This is a genomic window from Streptomyces sp. NPDC057694 (assembly GCF_042799415.1).
In the GTDB taxonomy this organism is placed as follows: Bacteria; Actinomycetota; Actinomycetes; order Streptomycetales; family Streptomycetaceae; genus Streptomyces.
This window is the reverse complement of record NZ_JBHVIX010000003.1, coordinates 184,333-199,330: the sequence shown is the minus strand read 5'-3', so window position 1 is coordinate 199,330 and position 14,998 is coordinate 184,333. Positions and strand designations below refer to the sequence as shown.

General features: G+C 69.7%; 17 protein-coding genes, 3 tRNA genes and 1 pseudogene. 4 read left to right on the top strand and 17 right to left on the bottom strand.

All coding sequences use genetic code 11. From position 1 onward, the window contains the following. Positions 1–74: 74 nt before the first annotated feature. The 7 genes from ACFVDP_RS10690 to ACFVDP_RS10660 all read right to left on the bottom strand — a co-directional run bounded on the left by ACFVDP_RS10690 (position 75) and on the right by ACFVDP_RS10660 (position 3,773). Positions 75–1,511: a DHA2 family efflux MFS transporter permease subunit gene (locus ACFVDP_RS10690; RefSeq protein WP_383486568.1), complete on the bottom strand. Its 1,437-nt coding sequence runs from the start codon at positions 1,509–1,511 to the stop codon at positions 75–77. A gap of 92 nt (positions 1,512–1,603) precedes the next feature. Next, the gene (locus ACFVDP_RS10685) at positions 1,604–2,149 is read right to left on the bottom strand and encodes a TetR/AcrR family transcriptional regulator (RefSeq protein WP_383486565.1); all 546 of its coding nucleotides are present in this window, start codon (positions 2,147–2,149) and stop codon (positions 1,604–1,606) included. A gap of 175 nt (positions 2,150–2,324) precedes the next feature. Further along, a complete protein-coding gene (locus ACFVDP_RS10680; RefSeq protein WP_383486561.1) occupies positions 2,325–2,753 on the bottom strand; it encodes a MaoC family dehydratase in 429 nt (142 codons plus the stop codon). Between the two features lie 2 nt (positions 2,754–2,755). Next, positions 2,756–3,208 carry a MaoC family dehydratase N-terminal domain-containing protein gene (locus ACFVDP_RS10675; protein ID WP_383486558.1) on the bottom strand — a complete coding sequence of 151 codons (453 nt, stop codon included), beginning with the start codon at positions 3,206–3,208 and terminating at the stop codon, positions 2,756–2,758. A 128-nt stretch (positions 3,209–3,336) separates the two neighbouring features. Beyond that, the gene (gene rpmG, locus ACFVDP_RS10670; protein WP_003948671.1) at positions 3,337–3,501 is read right to left on the bottom strand and encodes a 50S ribosomal protein L33; all 165 of its coding nucleotides are present in this window, start codon (positions 3,499–3,501) and stop codon (positions 3,337–3,339) included. 92 nt (positions 3,502–3,593) lie between these two features. Further along, positions 3,594–3,666 (bottom strand) — tRNA-Met (locus ACFVDP_RS10665). A 34-nt stretch (positions 3,667–3,700) separates the two neighbouring features. Beyond that, a tRNA-Thr gene (locus ACFVDP_RS10660) sits at positions 3,701–3,773 on the bottom strand. A 236-nt stretch (positions 3,774–4,009) separates the two neighbouring features. Here ACFVDP_RS10660 and ACFVDP_RS10655 point away from each other — a divergent pair. After that, positions 4,010–5,290 (top strand): amidohydrolase family protein, encoded by a 1,281-nt coding sequence (locus ACFVDP_RS10655; protein ID WP_383486555.1) that lies wholly within the window; start codon positions 4,010–4,012, stop codon positions 5,288–5,290. A gap of 181 nt (positions 5,291–5,471) precedes the next feature. Beyond that, positions 5,472–6,128, top strand: coding sequence for an SDR family oxidoreductase (locus ACFVDP_RS10650; RefSeq protein WP_383486552.1), 657 nt, complete (start codon positions 5,472–5,474; stop codon positions 6,126–6,128). 16 nt (positions 6,129–6,144) lie between these two features. Here the strand turns inward: ACFVDP_RS10650 and ACFVDP_RS10645 are convergent, their stop codons facing one another. The 4 genes from ACFVDP_RS10645 to ACFVDP_RS10630 form a co-directional block, all read right to left on the bottom strand. Then, on the bottom strand, positions 6,145–6,363 hold the full coding sequence (locus ACFVDP_RS10645) for a hypothetical protein (RefSeq protein ID WP_383486550.1): 219 nt from the start codon (positions 6,361–6,363) through the stop codon (positions 6,145–6,147). Positions 6,364–6,627: 264 nt separating this feature from the next. After that, complete coding sequence (locus tag ACFVDP_RS10640; RefSeq protein ID WP_383486548.1) at positions 6,628–7,074, bottom strand: DUF6299 family protein; 447 nt, start codon at positions 7,072–7,074, stop codon at positions 6,628–6,630. Between the two features lie 202 nt (positions 7,075–7,276). After that, a complete protein-coding gene (locus ACFVDP_RS10635; RefSeq protein ID WP_383486545.1) occupies positions 7,277–7,669 on the bottom strand; it encodes a hypothetical protein in 393 nt (130 codons plus the stop codon). Between the two features lie 377 nt (positions 7,670–8,046). After that, a tRNA-Tyr gene (locus ACFVDP_RS10630) sits at positions 8,047–8,128 on the bottom strand. 223 nt (positions 8,129–8,351) lie between these two features. Here ACFVDP_RS10630 and ACFVDP_RS10625 point away from each other — a divergent pair. Together ACFVDP_RS10625 and ACFVDP_RS10620 are read left to right on the top strand one after the other, a co-directional pair. Continuing rightward, complete coding sequence (locus ACFVDP_RS10625) at positions 8,352–8,840, top strand: YajQ family cyclic di-GMP-binding protein (protein ID WP_383486542.1); 489 nt, start codon at positions 8,352–8,354, stop codon at positions 8,838–8,840. 153 nt (positions 8,841–8,993) lie between these two features. Then, positions 8,994–9,326: pseudogene (locus tag ACFVDP_RS10620) on the top strand (phospholipase A2); the annotation flags it as partial. A gap of 86 nt (positions 9,327–9,412) precedes the next feature. Here ACFVDP_RS10620 and ACFVDP_RS10615 read toward each other — a convergent pair. The 6 genes from ACFVDP_RS10615 to ACFVDP_RS10590 all read right to left on the bottom strand — a co-directional run bounded on the left by ACFVDP_RS10615 (position 9,413) and on the right by ACFVDP_RS10590 (position 14,994). Next, entirely contained in the window at positions 9,413–9,685 is a 273-nt protein-coding gene (locus tag ACFVDP_RS10615) for a GlsB/YeaQ/YmgE family stress response membrane protein (protein WP_383486539.1), read from the bottom strand. Between the two features lie 189 nt (positions 9,686–9,874). Beyond that, the gene (locus ACFVDP_RS10610; RefSeq protein WP_383486536.1) at positions 9,875–10,267 is read right to left on the bottom strand and encodes a YccF domain-containing protein; all 393 of its coding nucleotides are present in this window, start codon (positions 10,265–10,267) and stop codon (positions 9,875–9,877) included. Continuing rightward, on the bottom strand, positions 10,264–11,130 hold the full coding sequence (gene htpX, locus ACFVDP_RS10605; protein ID WP_383486532.1) for a zinc metalloprotease HtpX: 867 nt from the start codon (positions 11,128–11,130) through the stop codon (positions 10,264–10,266). The genes ACFVDP_RS10610 and htpX overlap by 4 nt, the downstream gene beginning before the upstream one ends. 204 nt (positions 11,131–11,334) lie before the next feature. Then, positions 11,335–11,793 (bottom strand): MscL family protein, encoded by a 459-nt coding sequence (locus ACFVDP_RS10600; protein WP_383486529.1) that lies wholly within the window; start codon positions 11,791–11,793, stop codon positions 11,335–11,337. Between the two features lie 91 nt (positions 11,794–11,884). Continuing rightward, positions 11,885–13,423, bottom strand: coding sequence for an NADH-quinone oxidoreductase subunit N (locus tag ACFVDP_RS10595; RefSeq protein WP_383486526.1), 1,539 nt, complete (start codon positions 13,421–13,423; stop codon positions 11,885–11,887). Further along, positions 13,420–14,994 carry a NuoM family protein gene (locus ACFVDP_RS10590; protein WP_383486523.1) on the bottom strand — a complete coding sequence of 525 codons (1,575 nt, stop codon included), beginning with the start codon at positions 14,992–14,994 and terminating at the stop codon, positions 13,420–13,422. The genes ACFVDP_RS10595 and ACFVDP_RS10590 overlap by 4 nt, the downstream gene beginning before the upstream one ends. Positions 14,995–14,998: the final 4 nt, after the last annotated feature.

The following is a 14,998-nucleotide window of genomic DNA, read 5'->3' as shown; positions in this document are numbered from 1 at the left end:
TACGAGAACGGCCCCGCCGCGTGGACGGGGCCGTAGTCGTGCCGGATCTCACCGCAACCGCCGCGGGGCGGATGTCAGGCGTTCTCCAGGACCGGGCCGGAGTCCCCCACCGGCCCCGGCACCGCGTCCGTGGTGCGCCGGGTGCCGGGGATGGCCAGGGCTGCGGCGCCCGCGACGGCCACCAGGGCGGCGCCGACCCAGAGTGCGGGCTGGATGCCGGCCACGAAGCTCCGCGCGGAGTCGTAGCCGCCCTGCGCCGAGAAGATCGACGCCATGATCGCGATACCGAGTGCGCCGCCGACCTCGCGCAGCGCATTGTTGGAGCCGGAGGCGATGCCCTGCTCCTCGGGGCGGACGCTGGCCATGACCAGGTTGGAGGCCGGAGCGAAGTACAGCGCCATGCCGACGCCGCTGACAATCAGGGCCGGCAGCTGGGCCGCGTAACTGACGTCGACGGAGATCACGGCGGCGAACCAGGCGAGCCCGAGCGCCTGGAGGAACAGTCCGGTGGCGGCGATGGTGCGGCCGCTGATCCGGTCGGAGAGATAGCCGGCGATCGGCGCGACCAGCATCGGCATGCCGGTCCAGGGCAGCATGCGCAGGCCCGCCTCGGTGGGCGAGTAGCCGAGGACGCCCTGGAGGAACTGGCTGAGCAGGAAGATCGAGCCGAACATGCCGAGGAACATCAGCATGCTCGCGGCGTTGATCCCCGCGAAGGCGCGGGAGCGGAAGAGCCGCATGGGGAGCATGGGGTTCTTGGCACGGATGCCGTGGAGGACGAATCCGACGAGCAGCGCGCCGCCCGCGAACAGGCCGGTCAGGACGATGGTGTCGCTCCAGCCGACGATGGGCGCGCGGACCAGGCCGTACACGATGCCGAACAGGCCGCCGCTGGCGAGCAGGGTGCCGGTGATGTCGAGCGGGGCGCCGGTGCCGTGCGACTCCTTGAGGCGCAGCCGGGCCAGCGGCAGCAGGGCGAGGCCCACCGGGACGTTCAGCCAGAAGATCCAGTGCCAGGACACGTGTTCGGTGAGGGTGCCGCCGATGAGCGGCCCGGAGGCGACCGCGAGTCCGTTCGCCGCGCCCCAGATGCCGAACGCCATACCGCGCTTGGCAGCCGGAACGGCGGCGCTGAGCAGGGTCAGGGTGAGCGGCATCATGATCGCGCCGCCGACGCCCTGCACCGCGCGGGCGGCGATCAGCGCGTCGATGCCGGTGGACAGCGCCGCCGCGGCGGAGGCGGCGGTGAAGATGGTGATGCCGATCAGGAAGAGCCGCCGGCGGCCGAACCGGTCACCGAGCGCCGCGCCGAACATCAGCAGGACGGCGAAGGTGAGCGTGTACGCGCTGACCGTCCACTCCAGATCGTCGAGGGCACCGCCGAGATCCTGGCGGATGGACGGCAGGGCCGTGGTGACGACGAGATTGTCCAGAGCCGCCATGAATCCGGCGACGCTGGTGATGACGAGGGCCCACACGGCTCCCCCGCGTTGCGCCGACTGCTGTGACATCGCTTCCCCCAGTGTTCCTGTCAGTTGGTTAGTTATTGATGACTAACTTTCCTGGCCACAAAAATGCGGCGTGCATCACGCGCTCTGTCGCCTCAGGACGGTTCGCCGCAGCCGACCCAGACCCGGTGCCCGGGCGGAAAGCCCATCGACACCAGGACGTTGATCAGCATTCCGTGGGCGAGGAAGTCCGTCGTCCCCTCGACGTCCGCACCCATGGCCAGCAGGACCGTGTCGTACATCTCCGCCCACAGGCGGCGCGCCTCTTCGCCGAACTCCGCATCACCCGAGGCCTCGGCGGCGGCCACGGCCACGTAGATCTGCATCTGCATGAGCAGCATGTCCGGGTCGTCGGCGATGAGGGACAGGTACGCGTCCCCCATGGCCTCCTTGATCTCCTCGGGCGCGCGCCCTTCGGCGGTCCTGCGGAACACCTCGGTGATGTTCTCGCAGCAACGCCGGGCCGCGGCGAGGAAGATGGCCTGCTTGCCCGGGAAGAGCCGGAAGAGATACGGCTGCGAGACGCCCACCCGCTTGGCGATCGCCTCGGTCGAGGTGCCGTTGTACCCACCCCGGGCGAACTCGGTGACCGCCGCGCGGATGACGCTCTCGCGCCGCTCCTCCGCACTCATCCTGACCATGCGAGAAAGTTAGTGGCCAATCACTACCTGAGTCAACCCCTGGATCCGCGTGCCTGCATACGCACGTCTGCATACGCACGTCTGGATACGTGCGCCTGGATACGTGCGCCTGAATACGCGTAAGGGGCGCTCCCCCATGGAGAGCACCCCTTACCTGCCCACATGGAGGCAGCGATCAGACGAGCTGCACGACCGCCCGGGACATCCCGAGCACCTTCTGTCCGGCGCTCATGGCGATCAGGTCGACCCGGACGCGGCTGTCGTCGAGCTTGGCCGCGACCTTGGCACTGACCTGGATCTCGGCACCCTTGTCGTCGTTCGGGACGATGACCGGCTTGGTGAAGCGCACGCCGTACTCGACGACGGCGGCCGGGTCGCCGGCCCAGTCGGTGACGACGCGGATCGCCTCGGCCATGGTGAACATGCCGTGCGCGATGACGTCCGGCAGACCGACCTCGACCGCGAACTTCTCGTTCCAGTGGATCGGGTTGAAGTCACCGGAGGCGCCCGCGTACTGGACGAGCGTGGCGCGCGTCACCGGGAACGTCTGCGCGGGCAGCTCGGTGCCGACCTCGACGTCCGCGTACTTGATGGTCGTAGCCATGGTCAGGCCCCCTCTGCGGCGCGCGAGACGAGCTTGGTCCAGGCGGTCACGACGTGGTCACCGTTCTCGTCGTGGACCTCGCCGCGCACATCGATGATGTCGTTGCCCGCGAGCGACTTGATGCCCTCGATGGTGGACGTCACGGAGAGTAGGTCCCCGGCGTGCACCGGACGCGTGTAGGCGAACTTCTGGTCGCCGTGCACCACCCGGCTGTAGTCGAGCCCGAGCTCAGGGTCATGGACGACCTCGCCCGCGGCCTTGAATGTGATGGCAAACACAAAGGTCGGCGGGGCGATCACGTCCGGGTGGCCGAGTGCCTGGGCCGCCGCGCGGTCGGCATAGGCGGGGTTGGTGTCCCCCACGGCCTCGGCGAACTCGCGGATCTTCTCCCGGCCGACCTCGTACGGGGCGCTGGGCGGGTAGCTCCGCCCCACGAAGGACTGGTCGAGCGCCATGGACTCGGCACCTCCTGAGTGTTCCTGGACCTGCGGAAACGGGGGATTCGAACGGGGTGGTTCAAACAGGGTGGTTCAACGACACGAGGCCGCCCCCTGACGGGGACGGCCTCGTGTGCGAACCTGTTTTATCGCGTTTCGCGGTGCGCGGTGTGCGCGTTGCAACGCGGGCAGTGCTTCTTCATCTCAAGACGGTCCGGGTTGTTACGCCGGTTCTTCTTGGTGATGTAGTTCCGCTCCTTGCACTCCACGCAGGCCAGCGTGATCTTCGGGCGGACGTCGGTGGCAGCCACGTGAGTGCACTCCTTGACGAACGGATGGGACTGGAATAACGCATAAAAGAGTAGCCGATCGAAGGACCGACCCCACAATCGGCTACTGTCAGTAGCGGTGACCGGACTTGAACCGGTGACACAGCGATTATGAGCCGCTTGCTCTACCGACTGAGCTACACCGCTTTGATACGCGCACCGCGAGCGGCGTGTGTACCAGAGCCCCAATGCGGAATCGAACCGCAGACCTTCTCCTTACCATGGAGACGCTCTACCGACTGAGCTATTGGGGCGAGCGAGGAAGACATTACACGGTCGCGCACCGATCGCCCAAATCCGTTTCGCGGCCCCGGCCACCGGGAAGGGCGAGCCCCTGTCCCGACCGGCTCAGAGGCCTCTGAGACCCCATCAGTACGACTATTGCGGCGCTCCGCGAAGCGCGCCCGTCGCCGTCCTAGGCTCGACCCGTTCCGCGTGATCTTGTTCCTGAGATCCGACCGAGATCCGGTTCCCGAGCTTCTGGAGCGCGATGCCCGACAGTCCGCCGCAGCAGCCCCCCGCGCCCGGCTCTCCCGGCTCCCCCGGCGACGCACCCGACAGCTCCGGGCTGTTGCTGTGCGGCGCCCGGCTCACCGACGGCAGGACCGTGGACGTGCGGCTGGGCGGAGGGCGCATCGAGGCGGTCGGCACGGCCGGCAGCCTCACCGCGCACGGCCCGCGCGTGGACCTGACCGGTTACCTCCTGCTGCCCGCGCCCGCCGAGCCGCACGCGCACGGCGACACGGCCCTGTCGGCGGACGGCGACGGCCCGGTGTCCTACGACGCCGAGGAGGTCCAGCGCCGGGCCACGGAGGCGACCCTGCTCCAGCTCGGGCACGGGGCCACCGCGGTCCGCTCCCATGTGCGGCTGGGCGAGATGGAGGGCCTCGGGTCGCTGGAGGCCGTCCTCCAGGCGCGGCGCTCGCTGGTGGGGCTCGCGGATCTGCGGGCGGTGGCGATGCCGCGGCTGCTGACCGGGGTCGCGGGGGCGAACGGGCTCTCGATGCTGCGCGACGCGGTCAAGATGGGCGCCTCTGTGGTGGGCGGCTGCCCCGACCTGGACCCCGACCCGACCGGCTATGTGGAGGCGGTGCTCGACGTCGCCGCCGAGCAGGGCTGCCCGGTCGATCTGCACACGGACGGCGCGGACCCGGCACGGCTCGGGCGGCTCGCGGCGGCCGCGGGCGGGCTGCGCACCGGAGTCGTCGTGGGCCCGCTCGGCGGCCTGGCGAGGATGCCCGCGGAGGCCGTACGGCGGGCCGTCGACGGGCTCGCGGCGGCCGGGGTGACGGTGTCCTGCCTGCCGCAGGGCGGCTGCGCCGGGGTGGACGGGCGCGGTGTCGCGCCGGTCCGGCTGCTGCGGGCGGCCGGGGTGCGGGTGGCCGCGGGCAGCGGCGCGCTGCGGGACGTGTCGAACCCGGTGGGCCGCGGTGATCCGCTGGAGGCCGCGTATCTGCTGGCCTCGCGGTACGGGCTGCGGCCCGAGGACGCGTACGACGCGGTGAGTTCGGCGGCGCGGGCGGCGCTCGGGCTGCCGGAGGTGCGCCTGGAGGCCGGGTTCCCCGCGGAGCTGCTCGCGGTGCGGGGCGACCGGCTCGCGGGGGCGCTCTCGCTCGCGTACAGCCGGATCGTGGTGCACCGGGGGCGAGTGGTGGCCCGGACCAGTGCGGTGCGCGAGTACTGCGACTCGGCGGCCGCGGTCGCGATGGATCTGCCGCGGCAGGGGCGGGTGGCCAAGTACGGCGGCGGGAGCGGGAACGGCCCGGCTTGAGCCGTGTCCAACGACTGGGCGACCGGGCGACCGGTTGGGTAACTACGCGTGCGTGGTGGCTATTTCGCGACTACGCGCGCGTGGTGAACGGCGGCTTTTTCACGACTACGCGCGCGTGGGGAGCACTGCCGCCCCGGTGGTTGTGCGGTCAACCGTCCCGGCTCGGCGTAACGTCGGAATCATGCGCATTGTCATCGCTGGTGGTCATGGTCAGATCGCGCTGCGGCTGGAGCGTCTGCTCGCCGCGCGTGGGAACGAGGTCGCAGGCATCATCCGCAAGGCCGAGCAGGGTGACGACCTGCGGGCGGCCGGTGCGGAGCCGGTGCTGTGCGACCTGGAGTCGGCGTCCGTGGAGGAGGTCGCGGCGCATCTTCAGGGCGCCGACGCGGCCGTCTTCGCCGCCGGCGCGGGCCCGGGCAGCACCGTCGCCCGCAAGGACACCGTGGACCGGGACGCCGCCGTGCTGTTCGCGGACGCGGCGGAGCGGGCCGGGGTGCGCCGGTACGTCATCGTGTCGTCGATGGGCGCGGACGCGGCGCACCAGGGCGACGACATCTTCGACGCGTATCTGCGGGCCAAGGGCGCGGCCGACGACGACGTACGCCGCCGCTCCGGCCTGGACTGGACGGTCCTGCGGCCCGGGTCGCTGACGAACGACGCGGGCAAGGGCGTCGTCCGTCTGGAGGCGTCCACCGGGCGCGGGGCCGTGCCGCGTGACGACGTGGCCGCGGTCCTGGCGGAGCTGGTGGACACGCCCGCCACGGCCGGACTGACCCTGGAGCTGGTCTCCGGATCGGCGCCGGTGTCGGTGGCGGTGAAGTCGATCGCCGGGAACTGATCCCCGTACCGGCGTCTCAGAACAGCGGCATCTGCCCGGGCACGTGCGGGACGACGTACCCGTCGAGGGCGTCCTGCACTGCGCCGAGCTGGGCCGGGCGGCGGGAGCCCGGGCAGGAGACCATTTCGCCCGCGTCGCGTGCGCCGGGCGGGTCGTGGCGGGCGAAGCGGCCTGCGACGACGGCGATATCGCGGCGGCACTCGGGGCAGTTTCGACGGCGCGCTGTGGTCGGCATGGGTTCAGTCTGCGTGGTGATCGTCGCGGACACACGCCCGGCACGGGGCCTTTTTCGGGCTCCGCGGACAGCAAAAGCCCGCGGAGCCCGACCGGGACCCGAATTCATCACTGCCCGTCAGAAGGCGCCCGTCAGAAGGCGCCTGCCGGAAGTCCCGCGCCCGAAGTACTGAATTCACCTCACCATCCGATATCCGGCATCCGGCATCCGTCGGATGGATTTGGCGCGCGGAATTGACCGGCGTTCTTCGGGTGCGCGCCGCCGTCAGTCCGTGGCGGTCAGCGTCACGTCCTGCTCGTGCACGGCGTGGAAGTGCGGCAGCGGCAGGCCGCCCTGCGGGCGCATCTCCATCACTGTGGCCTCGACCTGTGCGGCCCCCGGCTCGACCGTGCCGGTGGGGACCCGGCCCGTGTTCTGCCAGGTGTGTTCGAGGCCGTCGCAGCGGGCCAGGGTTCCGCCGATGCCGCGCCGTGGGCCGTCGGGCGTCTGGCGGACGGAGGACGAGACGAGGACGGGGCCGACGCCGCCGGTGCACCGGTAGGTGCCGGACAGCGTCACGGTGCCGTCCGCCGCGACCGTTCCGGCCGGGACGACGCTGACGGACTCGACCGGCTCGGCGGCGCCGACCGCGGCAGGAGCGGCGAGCAGGAGCAGCGCGGCGCCGGTGGCGGTGCCGAGTGCCGCGAGGGGCTTGGGGAGCGGGACGGACATGGGGGGACCTCCTTGTTGGGGGGCCTCATTGATTACCGGAGCGCGACGCTCTCCTCGCTCAACGTCACCCCTTCGACGTCATTTCCGCACCCGGTGGCGACGAGTGGCGGGGCCCTCTTCGTCCGCGGAAGGAGGAAACGCGGACTCGGAGGGCCCCGGCACTCTGCTCACCGAAGGGCGTGGAAGGGGCCCTGCCGGGCGGTCAGAGGATGCGCTCGGGCGCGTCGAACTGGTCGACCGGGGCGGTGTCGCACGCGGCGACGGGACCGCCGAGCACGTTGCCGCCGACACCCTGCGTGGCGGGGACGGCGCAGCGCAGGTCGACGTTCACGAACGGGGCGCCGTAGGCGTTGGCCACGCCGCCGGGGTCGCCCGCGATGGTGACGTCACCGTGGTCGGTGGCGAACTCCGACGAGCCGGTGGCGAAGCCGGTCTCACCGGCGGCGGCGCGCGCGGCGTCGTTGGCGTCGGCGGCGCTCGTCATGGTCTCGGCCTGCGGGCCCCCCGTGGTGGCGGACGCGCCACCGGCGGCACCGACGGTGGCAGCCGCGGCGGCGGTGGTCAGTGCGACGCCGGCCAGAACCTTGCGGATCATTGTTTCTCCCATACGAACCGTGGAGTGACGAGCAGCCGCGTGCGGCCCGTCGAACGCACTGAACTCGATCTCTCGAAGAAACGTCACGTCCGCCTCGCGCTCATTCATTCGCCTGGAGCAGAGAAATACGGAACATGGCCACATGGACGGCCGGTCGCGCCCAGAAATGAGGCCATGAGCAATGAGCTCCGGCATTCACGGCGAAACGACGGTTTTTGCATTCAAGGGATTCGAAAGGGGGAGGAAAGGCGACTGCCACCGCACGCTCCGAGTGGCCTCGGTCACATCGGCCTCGTCGGCACGCCCCGACCCCTCCCGACACGAAGAAACCCCCTCCGCACTGCGTTTCCGCAGTTCGGAGGGGGCTTTCCCAAGTGTGGCGGCGCCAGGATTCGAACCTGGGAAGGCTGAGCCGGCAGATTTACAGTCTGCTCCCTTTGGCCGCTCGGGCACACCGCCTTGGGTTTGCTGCCTGGGCCTCGCCTCTCGGCGGTGCTCGTTGGCAACGACGTAAACAATACCCGATGGACGGGGGTGCTTCGCCACCCGATTGATCGGCGGGCGGGGACGGGGCGGTGGCTAGGCTTTGCACCGGGTGCGGCTCACCGGTGCGCACCCGCCCAGGGCCCGGCCGGTGCCGGGTCCGCCGTCGCCACACCCCCGATACAAGGAGCCACAGGACATGGCCGACTCCAGTTTCGACATCGTCTCGAAGGTCGAGCGGCAGGAGGTCGACAACGCCCTCAACCAGGCCGGCAAGGAGATCTCGCAGCGCTACGACTTCAAGAACGTCGGCGCCTCGATCTCCTGGTCCGGCGAGAAGATCCTGATGGAGGCCAACTCCGAGGAGCGGGTCAAGGCCATCCTCGACGTCTTCCAGTCCAAGCTGATCAAGCGCGGTATCTCGCTGAAGTCCCTGGACGCCGGTGAGCCGCAGCTGTCCGGCAAGGAGTACAAGATCTTCGCCTCCATCGAGGAGGGCATCTCCCAGGAGAACGCCAAGAAGGTCGCGAAGATCATCCGTGACGAGGGCCCGAAGGGCGTCAAGGCGCAGGTGCAGGGTGAGGAGCTGCGGGTCAGCTCCAAGAGCCGTGATGACCTGCAGGCCGTGCAGGCGCTCTTGAAGGGCCAGGACTTCGACTTCGCGCTGCAGTTCGTGAACTACCGGTAGCGGTCACCGGTACCGGACGCGGGGAGGGACGGCACCTGAGAGTGCGGCCCCTCCCCGCCGCACGCCCCCGTGCGCATGTACGTGGTCATCGCCGGTCCGCCACCGGGCCGTTGGACAGCTGGCACGGGTGATCGTCCGCGCCGGGAGCTGGCATCCAACCAGGGGGCCTGGTCGGCGTACGGCTTCGACTGGTCGGTCGACTACCGCACCACTTCCCCCGACAACCCCTTCAGCTTCCCCTTCCGGACGGCCTGTGCACGGCACGACTTCGGGTACCGCAACCACAAGGCGGCCGGCATGTTCAGCACCACCAAGTCACGCCTCGACGATGCCTTGTTCGCGAACCTCAAGCGCGTCTGCGCCGGCTACTCCGGCTACTCCGGCGTACAGAAGACCTCGTGCGACGCGACCGCCTGGACCTACTACCGGGCCGTGAAGGTCTTCGGTTCCAGCGCCGCGGTCGACGGCACCAGGGCGACGGCCTGACAGCACCGCGGCCCGCACACCACGCGCTCAGGGGCGGTGGTGTGCGGGCCGCGGAGAGGCGTCCGGCGAGGGTCCTTCGCGCAGGGTCAGCGACGCTCGCGGGAGTTGCCGAAGAAGAGGCGGTAGAGGATCAGCAGGACGAGCGCGCCACCGATCGCGGAGACCCAGGTCGCGCCGTCGTAGAAGTCCTTGCTGACGGGGCGGTCGAGCCACTGGGCCGATATCCAGCCGCCGATGAAGGCGCCGGCTATACCGATGAGGGTGGTGCCGATCAGACCGCCCGGGTCACGGCCCGGGAGCAGGATCTTGGCGATGGCACCGGCGAGCAGGCCCAGGATGATCCAGCTGATGATGCCCATGCCGTAACTGCCTTTCTTTCGTGCGGCGTTGCTGTGGATTGACTGTGCGACGACGTCGCTGTCCCTTGATCCACTGCTGCCCTGAAAGACGACAAGTAGGCCCGTTCTGGTTGCGGAGAATCCGCTGTGGCCTGGGCTGCTTCTGGTTCTGGTTCTGGTTCTGCTTCTGGTTTTGCTTTGGCTTCTGCCCTAGCGGGCGGCGAACGGCTGGTCCGTCCTTACGATGTCGCGGCCGAGCGGCATCAGGGAGACCGGGATCAACTTGAAGTTGGCGATGCCGAAGGGGATGCCGATGATCGTCACGCACAGGGCGATGCCCGTGAAGATGTGGGCGAGCGCCAGCCACCAGCCTGCCAGGACCAGCCACAGCACATTGCCGACGCACGAGGGCGCGCCCGCGTCCCTGCGCTCGACCGTGGTGTACCCGAAGGGCCACAGGGCGTAGACGCCGATCCGGAAGGCGGCGATCCCGAACGGGATGCCGATGATGGTGATGCAGAGCAGCGCGCCCGCGGCCAGATAGCCGAGGAACAGCCAGAAGCCGCTCAGGACGAGCCAGATGACGTTCAGGACGGTCTTCACCGGCGGGGGCCTCCTGCCATTTGCTCCAGCCGCGCGATGCGCTCTGCCATCGGCGGGTGCGTGGAGAACATTTTCGACATTCCCTGGCCCGGGCGGAAGGGGTTGGCGATCATCATGTGGCTCGCCGTCTCGATCCGCGGCTCGGGCGGCAGCGGCAACTGCTTCGTCCCCGCGTCGAGCTTGCGCAGGGCACTGGCCAGGGCCAGCGGATCGCCGGTCAGCTGCGCGCCGGAGGCGTCGGCCTCGTACTCGCGCGAGCGGCTGATGGCGAGCTGGATGAGCGACGCGGCGAGCGGCCCAAGGATCATGATCAGGAGCATCCCGAAGATGCCGGGTCCGTCGTCGTCGTTCGAGCGGCCGATCGGGATCAGCCACGCGAAGTTCACCAGGAACATGATCACCGAGGCGAGGGCGCCGGCGACCGACGAGATCAGGATGTCGCGGTTGTAGACATGGCTGAGCTCGTGCCCGATGACACCGCGCAGCTCGCGCTCGTCCAGGATCCGAAGGATGCCCTCGGTGCAGCACACGGCGGCATTGCGCGGATTGCGGCCCGTCGCGAACGCGTTCGGCGCCTCGGTGGGCGAGATGTACAGCCGGGGCATGGGCTGCCTGGCCTGCGTGGAGAGCTCGCGCACCATGCGGTACAGGGCGGGGGCCTCGAACTCGCTGACCGGGCGGGCCCGCATCGCGCGCAGGGCCAGCTTGTCGCTGTTCCAGTACGCGTACGCGTTCGTTCCGATTGCGATGACGAGGCCGATGACGAGCCCCGTACGGCCGAAGAAGCTGCCGATGACGAGAATGAGGGCGGAGAGCCCCCCGAGGAGTACGGCGGTCTTCAGCCCGTTGTGCCGGCGGTGCACGGTACGCCCTCCTGGTGGTGCGGCAGGGGAACCCACTGCGTGATTTCTTGGTGCTGCCACTGGGTGTGCGGGACGGTGCGCCTGGTGCGCGTGTCCCTGTCCAGTGGACCCTCCCGTACTGGTCAACGCCAGACGAGGAGGACTAGTTCCCTTGTGCGCGGCCGCCGGGCGGGCTTCGCGGATAGGCCGTACGGGTCGGCCGGGTCAGCGCTGCACGGGCAGCATGCCGGCGACCTCCAGGGCCTTCTCGTCGGCCTTGATCTCGCTGGTGCAGTGCGGGCAGCGGGTGGCGATGCCGGGGATCTGCGTGAAGCAGCGGGGGCAGTCGCGCAGGGCCGCCTTGATGTCGATCGGCTTGTTGCGGTCGATGCGGGCCTGGAACTTCATCATCGGCAGGACGATCACGAAGTACAGGACGGCGGCGGTGATCAGGAAGGCGATGCCGGCGTCGATGAACTTTCCGTAGGGGAACTTCACGTCGTCGACCTCGAACACGGCGTCCGAGTAGTTGCCTATCGAGCCGGTGGCCCAGCCCAGCAGCGGGGTGATGAAGGCCGTGGTGAAGGCGGTCACCAGGGCGGTGAACGCCGTTCCGACCGCGAGGCCGACGGCGGTGGTGATGATGTTGCCGCGAAGGATGAAGTTCTTGAAACCGCTCAGCACGGTGCTGCTCCTGGAAACTGGTCTGAACTGGGGGCGCTTGTCGAATCCGACCCAGAAACGTACCAAACAGGGGCGTTAGGCGGCTGTTCGATCACGAAAACAGTCCACTGTCCACAAACCGGAGGACGAGTTGTGGAGCCCCGGAGAGAGCCACTCCGACGACGGCGGTGACGGCGATCGCGGCGGTGAGGGGAGCCGGGAGGCGGTGGGCCGCCGGTTCGCCCTCGGGAGCGCGGAAGAGGGTGGCGGTCCACTGGAGGTAGTAATAGAGCGCGATCACGACGTTCACCGCCATGACGACGGCGAGCCAGCCCAGGCCCGCGTCGACGGCCGCCGAGAAGACGGTGACCTTCGCGAAGAGGCCGATGATGCCCGGCGGCAGACCGGCGAGGCACAGCAGGAAGAAGCCGAGGACGAGCGCGGCGAGCGGGCGCGAGGCGTACAGGCCCCGGTAGTCGCTGACGCGGTTGAGCGGCTTCGTGCGGGCGACCAGGGCGGCCACGGCGAAGGCGCCGAGGTTCACGGCCGCGTACATGAGGGCGTACGCGAGCGTGGAGCCGATCGACTTCTGCGGGTCGTCCGCGTAGGCGGCCGCGGCGATCGGGACCAGCAGGTAACCGGCCTGGCCGACGGAGGACCAGGCGAGCAGCCTTACGGCGCTGTACGCGCGCGTGGCCTGCTGGCGCAGGGCGGCGACGTTGCCGACGGTCATGGTCAGCGCGGCGAGGGCGGCGAGCGCCGGGCCCCACACGTCCGCGTAGGACGGGAACGCGACGACGGTGACGAGGATCAGGCCGGAGAAGCCGACCGCCTTGCCGATGACCGACAGGTAGGCGGCGATCGGCAGTGGAGCGCCCACGTAGGTGTCGGGCACCCAGAAGTGGAACGGGACGGCGGCCGTCTTGAAGGCGAACCCGACGAGGGTGAGCGCGACGCCCGCCTGCGCGAGGGTGTGGAACTGGCCATCCACGTGGGTGAGCTGCGAGGCCACGCGGGTCAGGTGCAGGCTGCCCGTGGTCGCGTACACGAAGCTCACGCCGAGCAGGGTGACGGCGGTCGCGGTGACGGAGGACAGGAAGAACTTCAGGGCCGCGTCCGAGGAGCGCCGGTCGCCCTGCTTGATTCCGACCAGGGCGAAGGCGGGCAGTGAGGCGACCTCCAGGGCGACGACCAGCGTGGCCAGGTCCCGGGAGCCGGGCAGCAGGGCGGCGCCCGCGGCGGAGGACAGCAGGAGGAACCAGTACTCCCCTTCGGGAAGCGGCTTGTTCGCGTTCTTCGCGTCCTTCAGTGTGCTGATCGACAGGAGTGCCGTGAGCAGGGCGCCCGCGAGGACCAGGAACTGGACGACGAGCGTGAAGCGGTCGGCCGTGTAGCTGCAGGCCTCGTACGGGGCGCCCTTGAGGCAGAAGGTGGAGCGTTCGTCGCCGACGAGCGGGATCAGTGCGAGCGCGGCGGCGGCCAGGCCCGCGACGGAGATCCAGCCGAGGACCGCCTTGCGCGCCTCCCCCACGAACAGGTCGGCGACGAGGACCACGAGCGCGACGACCGCGGCGATCGTGGGCGGCGCGATCGCGACCCAGTCGACGGACTGGACGAGGGACGCCACGGAGGGCGCGGCGACGGCGATCACTTCAGGCCTCCAGCGAGGAGCTTCTGCACGGCCGGGTTCGTGAGGCCGAGCAGGGCGGCGGGCCACAGGCCCGCGAGGACGGTGAGGGCGACGAGCGGGGTCCAGGCGGCGATCTCGTACCCCTGTACGTCCACGAGCGCCGGTGCCTGCTGCGGGCGAGGGCCCATGCAGACGCGGCGGACCAGGATGAGCATGTACGCGGCGGTGAGCAGGGTGCCGAACGCGGCGATCGCCAGGAACACGAGGAACGCCGGGCGGCTGAGCCCTTCGGCGGGCCGGAACGCCCCGAACAGGGCGAGCATCTCGCCCCAGAACCCGGCGAGCCCGGGCAGGCCGAGCGAGGCGACGGCGGCGAAGGCGAGCAGGCCGCCCAGGCGCGGGGCCTTGCCGTACAGCGCCATGCCGCCCTGCTCGGAGAGCGCGTCGAGGTCGCTGGTGCCGGCCCGGTCCTTGAGGGCGCCGACGAGGAAGAAGAGCAGGCCGGTGATGAGGCCGTGGGCGATGTTGGCGAACAGGGCGCCGTTCACGCCGGTCGGGCTCATCGTCGCGATGCCGAGGAGCACGAAGCCCATGTGGCCGACGGAGGAGTAGGCGATGAGGCGCTTGAGGTCGCCCCTGGCGCCCTGCTTGGCGAGGTTCAGGCAGGCCAGCGATCCGTAGATGATCCCGATGACGGCGAACGCGGCGAGGTACGGCGCGAAGGTGCGGAAGCCGTCGGGCGCGATCGGGAGCAGGATCCGGACGAACCCGTACGTACCCATCTTCAGCAGCACACCGGCGAGCAGGACCGAGCCGACGGTCGGAGCGGCGGTGTGGGCGTCCGGCAGCCAGCTGTGCAACGGCCACATCGGGGTCTTCACGGCGAGCCCGATCCCGATCGCCAAAGCGGCGATGACCTGCACGGATGTGCTCAGCCCCCGGCCGTTGTCAGTGGCGAGTGCCATCATGTCGAACGTGCCCGACTTAACGCCGATAAGGAGAATGCCGAGCAGCATCACGACCGAGCCGAGCAGGGTGAACAGGATGAACTTCCAGGCGGCGGCCTGCCGCCCGGCACCGCCCCAGCGGGCGATGAGGAAGTACATCGGGATGAGCACCATCTCGAACGCGAGGAAGAAGAGCAGGAGGTCCAGGACGGCGAAGGTGGCCAGCGTGCCCGATTCGAGCAGCAGGATCAGGGCGACGAACGCCTTGGGGGACGGCCCCTTCGGCATCTTGAAGTAGGAGTACAGCGCGCACAGGAACGTGAGCAGCGCCGTGAGCACCAGGAGGGGGAGGGAGATGCCGTCGATGCCGAGGTGGATCCGCACGTGCAGCGCCGGGATCCAGCTGATGTCCGTCGTGGCCTGCATCCTTGACGGCTGGTCGTGGTCGAAGCCCAGCGCGAGGACGATCGCGGCGAGAAGGATCGCGCCGGACACGGTCACGCCGTGGCGGAGCACGGCCTGGTCGGGCGATTTCCCCTTCAGTCCGGGCGGGGCCGGCAGAAGGGCGAGGACGGCGCCGATGAGCGGGCCGACGACGATCAATGCGAGAAGGAACTGCATCACGGATTCGCTGATATCGATCACGGCT